The 13,286-nt window shown below is 68.9% G+C and carries 10 protein-coding genes, 3 pseudogenes and 1 riboswitch; of the genes and pseudogenes, 12 read left to right on the top strand and 1 reads right to left on the bottom strand.

Going from position 1 to position 13,286, the window contains the following annotated elements; translation table 11 throughout:
• Positions 1–36: 36 nt before the first annotated feature.
• From ACETMP_RS11640 to cobJ, 7 genes and pseudogenes are all read left to right on the top strand, one after another.
• A pseudogene (locus ACETMP_RS11640) lies at positions 37–410 on the top strand (DUF1636 family protein).
• Positions 407–1,441: a cobalamin biosynthesis protein CobW gene (gene cobW / locus ACETMP_RS11635; RefSeq protein WP_375161057.1), complete on the top strand. Its 1,035-nt coding sequence runs from the start codon at positions 407–409 to the stop codon at positions 1,439–1,441. Before ACETMP_RS11640 ends, cobW begins: the two are co-directional and overlap by 4 nt.
• The gene (gene cobN, locus ACETMP_RS11630; protein ID WP_375161056.1) at positions 1,441–4,689 is read left to right on the top strand and encodes a cobaltochelatase subunit CobN; all 3,249 of its coding nucleotides are present in this window, start codon (positions 1,441–1,443) and stop codon (positions 4,687–4,689) included. Before cobW ends, cobN begins: the two co-directional genes overlap by 1 nt.
• Entirely contained in the window at positions 4,686–5,843 is a 1,158-nt protein-coding gene (gene cobG, locus ACETMP_RS11625) for a precorrin-3B synthase (protein ID WP_375161055.1), read from the top strand. The genes cobN and cobG overlap by 4 nt, the downstream gene beginning before the upstream one ends.
• Positions 5,843–6,473, top strand: a pseudogene (locus ACETMP_RS11620) (precorrin-8X methylmutase). The gene cobG and the pseudogene ACETMP_RS11620 overlap by 1 nt, the downstream one beginning before the upstream one ends.
• Positions 6,474–6,475: 2 nt before the next feature.
• The gene (locus ACETMP_RS11615; RefSeq protein ID WP_375161054.1) at positions 6,476–7,207 is read left to right on the top strand and encodes a precorrin-2 C(20)-methyltransferase; all 732 of its coding nucleotides are present in this window, start codon (positions 6,476–6,478) and stop codon (positions 7,205–7,207) included.
• Positions 7,204–7,938: a precorrin-3B C(17)-methyltransferase gene (gene cobJ / locus ACETMP_RS11610; RefSeq protein WP_375161053.1), complete on the top strand. Its 735-nt coding sequence runs from the start codon at positions 7,204–7,206 to the stop codon at positions 7,936–7,938. The genes ACETMP_RS11615 and cobJ overlap by 4 nt, the downstream gene beginning before the upstream one ends.
• On the opposite strand, the gene ACETMP_RS11605 is transcribed toward cobJ, so the two are convergent.
• Positions 7,914–8,657 (bottom strand): cobalt-precorrin-6A reductase, encoded by a 744-nt coding sequence (locus ACETMP_RS11605; RefSeq protein ID WP_375161052.1) that lies wholly within the window; start codon positions 8,655–8,657, stop codon positions 7,914–7,916. The two genes, cobJ and ACETMP_RS11605, sit on opposite strands and share 25 nt — an antisense overlap.
• Position 8,658: 1 nt before the next feature.
• Here ACETMP_RS11605 and cbiE point away from each other — a divergent pair.
• From cbiE to cobA, 5 genes and pseudogenes are all read left to right on the top strand, one after another.
• Positions 8,659–9,839 (top strand): annotated as a pseudogene (gene cbiE, locus ACETMP_RS11600) (precorrin-6y C5,15-methyltransferase (decarboxylating) subunit CbiE).
• Positions 9,836–10,204 (top strand): cobalamin biosynthesis protein, encoded by a 369-nt coding sequence (locus ACETMP_RS11595; protein WP_375161051.1) that lies wholly within the window; start codon positions 9,836–9,838, stop codon positions 10,202–10,204. Before cbiE ends, ACETMP_RS11595 begins: the two are co-directional and overlap by 4 nt.
• A complete protein-coding gene (cobM, locus tag ACETMP_RS11590) occupies positions 10,201–10,983 on the top strand; it encodes a precorrin-4 C(11)-methyltransferase (RefSeq protein ID WP_375161050.1) in 783 nt (260 codons plus the stop codon). The genes ACETMP_RS11595 and cobM overlap by 4 nt, the downstream gene beginning before the upstream one ends.
• Positions 10,983–12,293 (top strand): cobyrinate a,c-diamide synthase, encoded by a 1,311-nt coding sequence (locus ACETMP_RS11585; RefSeq protein ID WP_375161049.1) that lies wholly within the window; start codon positions 10,983–10,985, stop codon positions 12,291–12,293. Before cobM ends, ACETMP_RS11585 begins: the two co-directional genes overlap by 1 nt.
• Positions 12,290–13,021 carry a uroporphyrinogen-III C-methyltransferase gene (gene cobA, locus ACETMP_RS11580; RefSeq protein ID WP_375161048.1) on the top strand — a complete coding sequence of 244 codons (732 nt, stop codon included), beginning with the start codon at positions 12,290–12,292 and terminating at the stop codon, positions 13,019–13,021. The genes ACETMP_RS11585 and cobA overlap by 4 nt, the downstream gene beginning before the upstream one ends.
• A gap of 45 nt (positions 13,022–13,066) precedes the next feature.
• A riboswitch (cobalamin riboswitch) is annotated at positions 13,067–13,286 on the top strand.

The following is a 13,286-nucleotide window of genomic DNA, read 5'->3' as shown; positions in this document are numbered from 1 at the left end:
TGCCTCATCGCCTCCCGCTGTTATCTGGAAGAGGCGATGACCGTCACACTTCATGTCTGCATCACCTGCCGTGCCGGCCAGACGCTTGGCGAGGGCGAGACCACGCCCGGCAAGCGCCTGCACGGTGCGATCCTCGAGGCTGGCGTGCCCGACGGCGTCAATGTGGTTCCCGTCGAATGCCTCTCGGCCTGCAGCCAGGGCTGCTCGGTCGCGCTGAGCGCGCCCGGTCGCTGGTCCTATGTCTATGGCCGCCTGTCGGATGCGAATGCGCAGGACGTGGTCGCAGGCGCTGCGGCCTATGCGGCCGCGCCTGATGGCCTCGTGCCCTGGCGCAGCCGCCCCGAAATCTTCCGCAAGCAGTCGCTTGCCCGCATTCCCCCATCGCAATCGTGCCGGAGGCCGCCGAATGAGCTCGCTCGCAAAAGTTCCGGTCACGGTGGTCACCGGTTTCCTCGGCTCCGGCAAGACGACGCTGATCCAGCATCTGCTCGCCAACCCCGGCGGCAGGAAGCTCGCAGTGCTCGTCAACGAGTTCGGCAGCGAGGGCGTCGATGGCGAGATATTGAAGTCGTGCGCCGATGCGAACTGTCCGGAAGAGAACATCGTCGAGCTCGCCAATGGCTGCATCTGCTGCACCGTCGCCGACGATTTCATTCCGACCATGGAGCAATTGCTGGCGCGGCCGGTGCGGCCGGATCACATCCTGATCGAGACCTCGGGCCTGGCGCTGCCGAAGCCACTGCTGAAGGCATTTGATTGGCCAGAGATCCGCTCGCGCATCACGGTCGACGGCGTGATCGCGCTCGCTGATGCCGAGGCCGTGGCGGCGGGCCGCTTCGCGCCCGATCCTGACGCCGTCGAGGCGCAGCGCGCGGCCGACGCCAATCTCGACCACGAGACGCCGCTGTCGGAAGTGTTCGAGGACCAGATCGCCTGCGCCGACATCGTGCTGCTGACCAAGGCCGATCTTGCCGGTGCCGCCGGCATCGAAGCGGCCAAGGCCGCGATCATTGCCGAGATGCCGCGCCGCGTGCCGATGCTGCCCATCACCGACGGCGCGATCGACGCCCGCGTCATCCTCGGCCTCGGCGCTGCCGCGGAGAACGATCTCGCCGCGCGCCCCTCGCATCATGACGGCGAGGAGGAGCACGAGCATGATGATTTCGCTTCCGTCGTGATCGACCTTCCGGAAGTCACCGACATCGATGCGCTGGTTGCCTCCGTGCAGCGCCTGGCGCGCGAGCAGAACGTGCTGCGCGCCAAGGGCTATATCGCGGTCGCGGGCAAGCCGATGCGTCTCTTGCTTCAGGCCGTGGGCGAGCGCGTGCGCCACCAGTTCGACAAGCCCTGGGGCGCAGGTCTCAGGCAGTCCAAGCTCGTCGTGATCGGCGAGCACGGCGATATCGACGAGGCCGCGATCAGGTCGGGACTTGGTGTCTGATGCACGTCGTCTTCCGCGAGAGCCGCGGTCTGGAGGAGACCGCGACGCCCAGAGACATCGGCCAGGATCCGGCCGATCTCGTGGTGCTCTCGTATTCGGATTCCGACCTTGCCGCCTTCGCGGCCGGCTGGCGCCGTGGCCGCGATAGCCTGCCGTCGCTGCGGCTCGCCAATCTCGCGGAGCTGCGGCATCCGCTGTCGGTCGACACCTATCTCGAGAAGACGCTGTCGCAGGCGCGCGGCATTCTGGTGCGGCTGATCGGCGGCGAATCCTATTGGCCGTACGGGCTCGCTGCGCTCCAGCAACTCGCAAAGGATCGCAACATCGTGCTCGCCGTGCTGCCGGGCGATGGCCGCGATGACGCGCGGCTCGATTCCTACTCGACCTTGCCGGTGTCGACGCTGCGCCGGCTCAAGGTGCTTTGCGACACCGGCGGTCCGGTCGCCGCGCAAGCGGCGATCGCGCAGCTCGCGCTGGCCTCGGGACTTTATGCGGGGCCCGTTACCGGCGAGCTGACTGTGCCGGAAATGGGCTTCTACGATCCCGCGCGCGGCGTCATTGCTGCGCCGGCCTCGGGTGCGGGCAGGCCGCTCGCGCTGGTGACGTTCTATCGCTCCTATCTCACCGCTGCCGACACGGCCCCGGTTGATGCGCTGATCGCGGCGCTGCGCGAGAGGGGCTTTGACTCCTACGGCGCGTTTGTCACCTCGTTGAAAGCGCACGGCGTCGCCGATTGGTTGCGCACGCATCTCGCGCAACATCCTCCGGCCGCGATCGTCAACGCGACGGCATTCTCGGCCATCGGCGACGACGGCGCGACGCCGTTCGATCAAGCTTCGTGCCCGGTGTTCCAGGTCGCGCTCTCGACGGCGCGGCGCGAGGATTGGGCAGAGTCGCTGCGAGGTCTCTCGCCCGGCGATCTCGCGATGCATGTGGTGCTGCCCGAGGTCGACGGCCGGCTGTTCGCAGGCGTTGTGAGCTTCAAGTCGGCCGCGATGCGCGACCCCGATCTGCAATTCGCCCATCTAGCGCACGGGCCGGACGAGGAGCGCGTCAAGGCCGTCGCCGCGCGCGTTGTGGCCTGGCATCGCCTTGCGGAGAAGCCTGTCGGCGAGAAGCGGCTGGCGATCGTGCTCTCGAACTATCCGGGCCGGCCGCATCAGATCGCCCATGCGGTAGGGCTCGATGCGCTGGCTTCGGTGGAAGTCCTGACGTCGGATCTCGCCGAGGCTGGTTTCGATGTCGCGCGGGTTGATGCGCTCGGCGAGACGCTGTTGAAGCAAAAGCTCACCTGGAGCGTTGCAGAATACCGCGCGGCCCTCTCGCGCCTTCCACAATCCCTGCAAGACGATCTCGCGCAGGCCTGGGGCGCGCCGGAAGACGATCCGAGCTGCCGCGACGGCGCGTTCCGTTTCGCGGCCATCGCGTGCGGCCGCTCCATCATCGCGGTTCAGCCCGAGCGCGGCGATGCAGTCACGCGCGATGCCGATTACCACGATCTCGCCCGTACGCCGCGCCACGCCTATGTCGCGTTCTATCTTTGGCTCCGCGCGCAGCGGATCGATGTCGTCCTGCACATGGGCGCGCATGGCACGCTGGAATGGCTGCCGGGAAAATCCGTCGCGCTGTCGTCCGCGTGCTGGCCGGAAGCGCTGGTCGGCGATTTGCCCGTCATCTATCCCTTCATCGTCAACGATCCCGGCGAAGCCGCGCAGGCCAAGCGCCGCATCGGCGCGGTCACGATCGGCCATCTGCCGCCGCCGCTCGCGCAATCCGCGGTGCCGGAAGGCCTGCGGCGGCTTGAACGTCTGCTCGATGAATATTCGACCGCCGATGGCCTCGATCCCGCACGCCGCCAGCGGCTGATCGCGTCGATCCGCGACGAAGCGCGTGCCGCCGGTCTCGAAGACGATCTCGGCCTCGACGCATCGGCGGCGCCGGCCGAAGCGATTCCACGGATCGATCGCTTCGTCTGCGATCTCAAGGAAAGCCAGTTCGGCGACGGCCTTCATGTGTTCGGCCGCGGTGCCTGCGGTGACGCCGAGCGCGGTGCGCTGCTTGCTGCGCTTGCCGGCCAGCGCGTCGCGCCGGGACCGTCGGGCTCGCCCTATCGTGGTCGCCAGGACGTGCTGCCGACCGGGCGCAATCTCTTTGCCGTCGACCCGCGTGCGGTGCCGACACCGTCGGCACATGCGCAGGGGATAAAGCTCGCGGAGGAGCTGCTGCGCCGTCACCTGCAGGATCATGGCGACTGGCCGAAGGGCCTCGTGGTCGATCTCTGGGGCTCGGCGACGATGCGCACGGCGGGCGAGGAGTTCGCGATGGCGCTGCATCTGGCCGGCCTCGCGCCGCGCTGGGATCACGCATCCGGCCGCGTCACCGGATATGACATCATCGCCCCGGCGGAGCTCGGCCGCCCCCGCATCGACGTCACGCTGCGGGTCTCGGGCCTGTTCCGCGACGTCTTTTCCGGCCTTGCCCAATTGTTCGAGGCCGCCTCCGAGGCGCTCGCCGCGCGCGAGGACGAGGGCGAGGAGAATCCGTATCGCCACCGCGCCTCGCGCGTGTTCGCGCCGCGGCCCGGACAATATGGCGTCGGCCTCTCGGCGATCCCCGACGCGTTCACGCCGGAGACGCGTGAGGCGGCCGGCGAAGCCTGGCTGTCGGCCTCGTCCTGGGCATTCTCGGCCGCCGGCGAGATGCAGTACGATCGCGCCGGGATCGAGGCGCGGCTTGGCTCTGCCGATGCCTTCGTCCACGTCCAGGATTTGCCGGAGACCGACCTGCTGCTCGCCGCCGATTATGCCGCGCATGAAGCCGGCGTGGCGGCCGCCGCAGCGCATCTCGGTGCGGCAGGACCATCGCTCTATCACCTCGACACGGCACGCCCCGAGCAGCCGCATGCGCGTACGCTGACCGAGGAGATTTCCCGCGTCGTCCGGGCGCGTGCCGCCAACCCGGCCTGGATCGCCGGCATGATGCGCCATGGTTTCCGCGGCGCCGCCGAGATCACCGCGACGCTGGAGCACATGGCCGCGTTCGCCCATCTTGCCGGCGCCGTGCCGCCGCATCTGTTCGATCTCTATTTCGATGCGACGCTCGGCAATGACGACGTCCGCGCCTTCATGGCGCGCGAAAATCCGTCGGCGCTTGCCGCGATGGAGACCTGTTTTGCGCGCCTGCATGATGCGGCACTCTGGCAGACGCGCCGCAACTCGATCGCGGCGGCGCTGCGGGAGGCCTCATGAGTGCGGCCGCGGTCAAGGGCTGGTGTCCCGGCGCGCTACGCCCGATGCTGTCGGGCGATGGGTTCGTTGTGCGGGTGCGCCCGTTCGGCGGGCGCCTTGACGCGCCACAGATCACCGGGCTTGCCGAGCTCGCCGGGCGACACGGCAATGGCCTGATCGACGTCACGAGCCGCGCCAATCTCCAGATCAGAGGCGTCAGCGAGCAGAGCCATCGGCCGCTGCTCGATGGCCTTGCAAAACTGCGGCTGCTCGATCCTGACACCGAGATCGAAGCCCGCCGCAACATTCTGGTGACGCCGTTCTGGGGCGGCGGCGACGAAACGCAGTCGCTCGCCGCGGAGCTCGAGGAGGCGCTCGCCGAGTGCGGCCTCGCGCTTCCGACCAAGTTCGGCTTCGCCATCGATGACGGCAGGTCGCGGGTGCTCGCCGGCGATTCCGCGGACATCCGCATCGAGCGCGATCGCCTGGGCCATCTGCTGGTGCGGGCCGACGGTGCGAGGCTTGGCCGCTCCGTCGCGCGCGGCGATGCCGTGAGCACGGCGCTGGCGCTCGCAAGCTGGTTCCTGGTCTCCGGTGGCGCCAGGGGTGGGCGAGGGCGGATGGCGGCGCACATCGCGTCAGGTGCGGTATTGCCCCAATCGCTGCACGGCGAGGCCGAGCCTGCGCCCGTGATGGCCGCCTCGCGGCCCGGGCACTATCCGCAAGGCGCGATGGTCGGCGTCGCGTTCGGGCAGATGCTGCACACGACGCTGCACCAGCTCGCCGGACACGCTCTGCGTATGACGCCCTGGCGGATGCTGTTGAGCGAAGCCAGGCGCGAGATGCCGAGCGCGCCGGGTCTCATCACCGAGCCGTTCGATCCTGCGCTGCGCGTCATCGCCTGCAGCGGCGCGCCGCGCTGCCGCGAGGCCCATGCCGATACGCGCGCGCTGGCCGCGGCGCTCGCCCCGCGCATCGCCGCCGATGCGCGGCTGCACGTCTCGGGCTGTGGCAAGGGCTGCGCCCATTCCGGCACGGCCGCGGTCACGCTGGTCGCGACGCGCGCCGGCTTCGATCTCGTCCGCGGCGGCTCGACGCGCGATGAGCCGGTGCTGCGTGGCCTCAACGGCGTCGACATCGTCAGCGATCCCTCCATTCTGGTGGGAGGGAACTGATGCCGCATACTTACGAGACCGACGGCGCGGCGATCTACCGGCAATCCTTCGCCACCATCCGCGCCGAGGCCGATCTTGCCCGCTTCACGCCGGACGAGGAGCAGGTGGTGGTGCGGATGATCCACGCCGCCGGCATGGTCGGTCTGGAGTCGCATGTCCGCTTCACGCCAGGCATGGCGATAGCCGCGCGCACGGCCTTGCAGAACGGGGCGCCGATCCTGTGCGATGCGCGCATGGTCTCCGAAGGGATCACGCGCGCGAGGCTGCCCGCGGCCAACCCCGTCATCTGCACGCTCGGCGACGAGACCGTGCCCGCACTTGCGCAATCGATGCGCAACACCCGTTCGGCCGCGGCGCCTCGAGCTGTGGCGGCCGCATCTCGCCGGTGCGATCGTTGCGATCGGCAACGCGCCGACGGCGCTGTTTCATCTGCTCAACATGCTGGAGAATCGTGACTGCCCGCGGCCGGCTGCGATCATCGGCTGCCCGGTCGGCTTCGTCGGCGCGGCCGAGTCCAAGGCCGCGCTGATGGCCGATCCGCCGGCGCCGGCGCTGACCGTCGAAGGCCGCCTCGGCGGCTCCGCGATCACGGTTGCCGCCGTGAACGCGCTGGCGAGCCGGAGCGAATAGCGATGGGACGCATCATCTGCTGCGGTCTCGGCCCCGGCGCCCCTGATCTGATGAGCGTGCGCGCCGATCGCACCGTGCGCGGCGCCAGCCACGTCGCCTATTTCCGCAAGAAGGGAAGGCCAGGCCAGGCCCGGCGCATCGTCGAGGGCATGCTGGCAGCCGGCGTCACCGAATATCCCATGGAATATCCGGTCACGACGGAGATCGCATTCGACAGTCCGGAATACATCCACTTGCTCGCCGGTTTCTACGATGAATGGGCCGAGCGCCTGGCGCGGCTCGCGCGCGCGGTCGATGTCGTCGTGCTCTGCGAGGGCGATCCCTACTTCTACGGCTCGTTCATGCATCTGCATACGCGCCTGCAAGGCCGTGTCGAGATCGAGGTGATCGCGGGCATTCCCGGCATGGTCGGCTGCTGGAACGGCGTCGGACAGCCGATCGCGCTCGGCGACGACGTCACCACCGTGCTGATGGGTACGCTTCCCGAAGACGAGCTCGAACGGCACATGCGCGATTCCGATGCGCTCGTCGTCATGAAGACCGGCCGCAATCTTGCAAAGGTACGCCGTGCGCTCAGCTCAGCCGGCCGGCTGGATGACGCCTGGCTGGTCGAGCGCGGCACCATGCCGGGCGAGCGCGTGGTGCGGCTGGCCGAGATCGACGCCGCCGACTGTCCCTATTTCGCGATCGTGCTGGTTCACGGCAAGGGCCGGCATCTGGGCGCCGCCGAATGACGGGATCCTTGACCATCGCGGGCCTCGGGCCGGGCAGCGATGTGCTGGTGACGCCTGAGGTCACGGCTGCGCTTGCGTCCGCGACCGACATTCTGGGCTACGCGCCTTACGTCGCGCGCGTGCCGCAGCGAGCGGGGCTCACCCTGCATCCTTCGGATAACCGCGAGGAGCTGCAGCGCGCCCGCGAGGCATTGCAGCTTGCCTCCGACGGCGGGCAGGTGGTCGTCGTGTCCTCCGGCGATCCCGGCGTGTTCGCGATGGCTTCCGCCGTGTTCGAGGCGCTCGAACAGGCGCCGCAATATCAGGCGCTTCCGATCCGTGTGCTGCCCGGCATCACCGCGATGCTGGCGGCCGCCGCCCGCGCCGGCGCCCCGCTCGGCCACGATTTCTGCGCCGTCAACCTGTCCGACAATCTCAAGCCCTGGGCCGTGATCGAGAAGCGCTTGCGTCTTGCGGCCGAGGCCGATTTTGCCATTGCGATGTACAATCCGCGCTCGGCAAGCCGGCCGGAAGGATTTGGCCGCGCGCTTGTGGTGCTGAAGGACGCGGGTTGCGGCGAACGCGTCGTGATTTTCGCGCGCGCGATCAGCGCGGTTGATGAGAAGATCGAGATCGTGACGCTGAATGAAGCGACGCCAGAAATGGCCGACATGCGCACGCTGGTGATCGTCGGCAATTCGCAGACACGCCGCGTCGGCCGTTGGGTCTATGCGCCGAGACGGGTCGAATGACCGAGCCATTGCATGACGTCAGCGACGCTCTCGACCCGCCGCCGCTCGGGCAGCGCCGGTCGCGAGATCATGACCACGGGAAGGGCGAGCGTGCGGGCCGCGTCGATCTTGGCGCGCGCGCCGTCGCCACCGGAGTTACGGGCGACGATCCAGGCGATGCCGCGCGAACGCAGCATCTCGAGCTCGCTATCAAGCGTGAACGGTCCGCGCGATACGATGACGTCGGCTGCAAAGGGCAGCGGCGCTTCGGGCGGATCAACGAAGCGCAGCGTGTAGCTGTGCTGCGGCTTCGTCGCAAACGGCGCGATATGCTGGCGGCCGATGGCGAGGAACACGTTTGCGGGCGCCTCGGGCAGCGCGGCGACGGCGGTGTTGATATCGGCGACGTCGATCCAATTGTCGCCGGAGGCCCTCGCCCAGGGCGCGCGCTCCAGCGCAATCAAAGGCGTGCTCGTCTCGGCGCAAGCCACAACGGCGTTGCGGCTCATTTCCGCGGCGAAGGGATGCGTCGCGTCGATCACGTGGGTGACGCCTTCGCGGCGGATGTAGTCGGCCAGCCCGCTCACGCCGCCGAAGCCGCCGATGCGGGTCGGCAGCGGCTGATCGGCAGGCGTGCGGGTGCGGCCGCCATAGGAGTAAATGGCGTCAAGCCCGGCGCGCGCGATCTCTGCGGCGAGCAGGCTCGCATCGGCCGTTCCGCCCAGTATGAGGGCGCGCATCGTGTCTGATCCCTGGCTGACCATCATCGGTATCGGCGAAGATGGCCTTGCCGGGCTGTCGGAGGCAAGCCGAAAGGCGCTCGCCAACGCGGAAACTGTTTTTGGCGGTGAGCGCCATCTTGCGCTCGTGGACGTCGGCAGTCGCGGCCGTGCGTGGCCCGTGCCCTTCAACGCCGATGCGGTGCTGAGTTGCCGCGGTAGTCCGACCGTCGTGCTGGCCTCCGGCGATCCGTTCTGGCACGGCGCGGGGGCCGGCCTTGCTGAGAAGCTGCAAGCCGGCGAGTGGATCGCGCATTCCGCGCCGTCGACATTTTCGCTGGTTGCGGCGCGACTGGGCTGGCGGCTCGAATTCCTCGTCTGCCTCGGGCTCCATGCCGCCCCGTTCGAGCGTCTCGTGCCGCATCTGGCGCGAGGTGCGCGCATCATCTGCCTCGTGCGCAATGGGAAGGCGGCAAGTGATCTCGCAAAATGGTTGAGCGAGCGCGGATGGGGCGCCTCAACCTTCTGGATGTTCGCCGCCCTCGGTGGACCGCGCGAAAGCGTCAGAGAATGTCGCGCCGACCGTTTCGCCGGCGATCACGATGGAGCCCTGGTCACTATCGCCATTGAGGCGATGGGCGGACAGGGCATTCCCCGCAGCTCGGGTCTACCAGACGATCTGTTCATTCACGACGGCCAGATCACCAAGCGGCCGGTTCGCGCGCTCGCGCTCTCGGCGCTGGCGCCGCGTCCGGGCGAGCGACTGTGGGATGTCGGCGCCGGTTCGGGGTCGATCTCTGTCGAGTGGGCGCTGTGCGGGGGACGGCGACCGCCATCGAGCCGCGCGAGGATCGCGCCGCGAATATTCGCAAGAATGTAGCCGCGTTCGGACTGGCGCATCGGGTCGCCGTCGTCACGGGGAGGGCGCCGGAAGCTCTTGCTGGATTGGAAGTGCCGGATGCCGTCTTCGTTGGCGGCGGACTCGACGGCGCGATGTTCGATGCGATCTGGTCGCGCCTCGCGCCGGCAACGCGGCTCGTTGCACATTCGGTCACGCTGGAGACCGAAGCGCTGCTTGGCGAGCTGCATCAGCGCCACGGCGGCGAGTTGATGCGGGTGGAGATCGCGCATGCTGGCCCGCTCGGTCGTTACCGGTCCTGGGAGGCGGCGCGGCCGGTAGTGCAGTGGAGCGCAGTCCGATGAGGGTGGCCGGGCTCGGATTCAGAGCGGATGTCACGCTGGCTTCGTTGCGGGAGGCGCTTGTGGCGGCCGGAGGACCTGAAGGTCTTGCCGCGGTAGCAACGGTCAGCGACAAGGCCGATGCGGAGCCGCTGAAGCAGCTCGCGAGAGAATGTGGCCTGCCGATTAAGAGTGTACCGGCGGACGTGCTTGCGATCGTCGACACGCCGACGCAGTCAAAGCTCGTCGTTGAAAAATTCGGGACTGGGTCGGTCGCAGAAGCCGCGGCGCTCGCGGCGGCCGGTCCTCGGGCCCGGTTGATTGCGACGCGCGTGATTTCGCAGGATCGCACCGCAACCGCCGCGATCGCGGAAGGAGATGGCGCATGACGGTGCATTTCATCGGCGCCGGGCCGGGCGCACCTGATCTGCTGACCTTGCGCGGTCGTGACCTGATCGCGGCCTGTCCGGTCTGTCTCTATGCGGGCTCACTCGTGCCCGAGGGCGTTCTGGCGCATTGCCCGCCCGGCGCGCGTATCGTCAACACGGCGCCGCTGTCGCTCGACGACATCATCGCGGAGATGGCCGCCGCGCATGCAGACGGCAAGGACGTCGCGCGGCTGCATTCCGGCGATCTCTCGATCTGGTCCGCGATGGGCGAGCAACTCCGCCGCCTGCGCGCGCTCGGCATTCCCTTTACGGTCACGCCAGGTGTGCCGTCCTTCTCCGCCGCTGCGGCCGCACTTGAGCTTGAGCTCACGCTGCCGGGTCTTGCCCAGACGGTGGTGCTGACGCGCACACCGGGCCGCGCCAGTGCGATGCCTGACGGCGAGAAGCTGGCCGCGTTCGCCGCAACCGGCGCGGTGCTCGCGATCCATCTGTCGATCCACCTGCTCGATCAGATCGTGGTCGAGCTCACGCCGCATTATGGCGGCGATTGCCCGGTCGCCATCGTCTGGCGCGCGAGCTGGCCGGACCAGCGCATCGTGCGCGCGACGCTGGCGACGCTTAATGCCGCCGTCGGCACGGAGATGGAGCGCACCGCGCTGATCCTGGTCGGAAGGACGCTTGGCGCTGCGGATTTCGACGACAGCCGTCTCTATGCGGCCGACTACGACCGCCGCTATCGGCCGGTCGGCGCCGAGCCGCGCTTTCCGGAGGCGTCGTGATGCCGGCCGGCCTCGTCATCTCCGCACCGGCCTCCGGGGTCGGCAAGACCACGCTGACGCTGGCGCTTGCGCGGGCCTTTCGCCATCGCGGCCTGAACGTGCAGTGCTTCAAGAGCGGGCCGGATTACATCGATCCGGCCTTTCATGCCGCCGCTACGGGACGTGCCTCCGTCAATCTCGACAGCTGGGCGATGGATCGCGGGACGATCCTGCACCTCGTTGGCCGCGGCACGGATGCCGATATCGTGCTTGCCGAGGGCTCGATGGGCCTGTTCGACGGCGTCGCCGCGCGCGGCGTCTGCGGCACCGGCGCCACCGCCGACATCGCGGAGATGCTGGGCTGGCCGGTGCTGCTGGTGATCGATCCCTCGGGCCAGGCGCAGACCGCCGCCGCAATCGCCGCGGGCCTGCGTGATTATCGTCCCGGCGTCAGACTTGCCGGCGTCGTGCTCAATCGCGTCGCCAGCCCGCGCCACGAAGCCCTGGTGCGCCGTGCGCTCGTTGATGCCGGCATCGCCGTGTTCGGCGCGCTGCCGCGCCATGCCGAGATCAGCCTGCCGAAGCGGCATCTCGGCCTGGTGCAGGCGGAGGAGCAGGCGGAGATCGGCAAGCTGATCGACGAGGCCGCGCGCTTCGTCGCCGAGCATGTCGATCTCGATGCGGTGCTGCGCGCGGCCGCGGCCTGGTCGCCGCAAGCGGCGGTGAGCGGCCTGAACGTGGCGCCGCCGGGACAGCGCATTGCGCTGGCGCGTGATGCCGCATTCTCCTTCGTCTATCCGCATATGCTGGAAGCCTGGCGCGCGGCGGGCGCCGAGATCGTGCCGTTCTCGCCGCTGGCCGATGAGACGCCGGACGCGAGCGCTGATGTGTGCTGGCTGCCGGGAGGCTATCCCGAGCTTCATGCCGGCAGGATCGCGTCCAATGCACGCTTTCGCAGCGGCCTTCGTGCCTTCGCCGAGACGCGGCCCGTGCATGGCGAGTGCGGGGGCTACATGGTGCTGGGGACCGGGTTGACCGACGCGGAAGGTGTCCGCCATGAGATGACGGGCCTGCTTGGCCTCGAGACCAGCTTTGCCAAACGCCGCATGCATCTGGGCTATCGCCTTGCGGCGCTCGCGGCGCCGATGCCGGGACATCGTCCCGGCGCGCGTCTGCGCGGCCACGAGTTCCACTATTCGACCATTCTCGCTCAGCCTGACACGCCGCTGGCGGTCGTGCATGATGCAACGGGCGCCGTCATCGCCGAGACCGGCTCGCAGCGCGGCCATGTCAGCGGCACCTTCTTTCATCTGATCGCGGAGGACCGGTGAGCGGGTTCGTTTCCTTCGTCTCCGCCGGCCCCGGTGATCCCGAGCTGCTCACGCTCAAGGGCGCCGCGCGGCTGCGCGAGGCCGACGTCGTGCTCTATGACGATCTCGCCTCGGGCGCGATCCTCGATCTCGCCCGGCCGGGCGCCAATCTCGTCGCGGTCGGCAAGCGTGCGGGGCGGCCCTCGACCAAGCAGCATCACGTCAACCGCCTGCTGGTCGACTATGCCGCGACAGGGGCGCGCGTGGTGCGGCTGAAGTCCGGCGATGCCGGCATTTTCGGCCGGCTCGAGGAGGAGATCGAGACGCTGCGCGAGGCTGGCATCGGCTATGAAATCGTTCCCGGCGTCACCTCGGCCTGCGTCGCCGCCGCGCAAGCCGGCATTCCCCTGACGCGGCGCCACACCTCGCGCCGGGTGCAGTTCATCACCGGCGCCGACGTCACCGGCGAGCTGCCGCCGAATCTGAACTGGGCGGCGCTGGCCGATCCTGAGGCGACGACCGTGGTCTATATGGGCCGGCGCACCTTTCCGGCGCTTGCCGCAAAATTGATCGCGCACGGCCTCGCCGCGGACACTCCGGCGCTAGTCGCCGAATCCCTCGGTCGGCCCGACGAGCGGCTGGTCCGCACCACCATTGCCGAGCTGGCCGAGCAGCTTGCCCGTGGCGGCGCTCCCACGACCGCCGCCGTGATCCTGTTCGGCGCGCTGGCGGGGGATTATCCGTCATGATCGTCTCGGCCGAGCCTCGCCCCTTGACGCCGGCGCGCCGAAAGGGGCACACAGGAGCGGCAAGGTGCTCGACGCGGCGCAAAGCGCCGGAGCATAATCGGGAATGGGGATGGGCGGACCAAGTTGCGGCGCCCAAAACCCCAGCCGCCCCCGCGACTGTAAGCGGTGAGGGACTTCGATCAGCCACTGGGCCGCAAGGTTCGGGAAGGCCGGAGAACCCAGTGAACCGCGAGCCAGGAGACCGGCCCTGCACGTTTTGAGGCCA

This window comes from Bradyrhizobium dasycarpum, assembly GCF_042019905.1.
Classification (GTDB): domain Bacteria; phylum Pseudomonadota; class Alphaproteobacteria; order Rhizobiales; family Xanthobacteraceae; genus Bradyrhizobium; species Bradyrhizobium japonicum_B.
The sequence above is the reverse complement of the archived record's forward strand: the minus strand, read 5'-3'. Positions and strand labels throughout refer to the sequence as shown.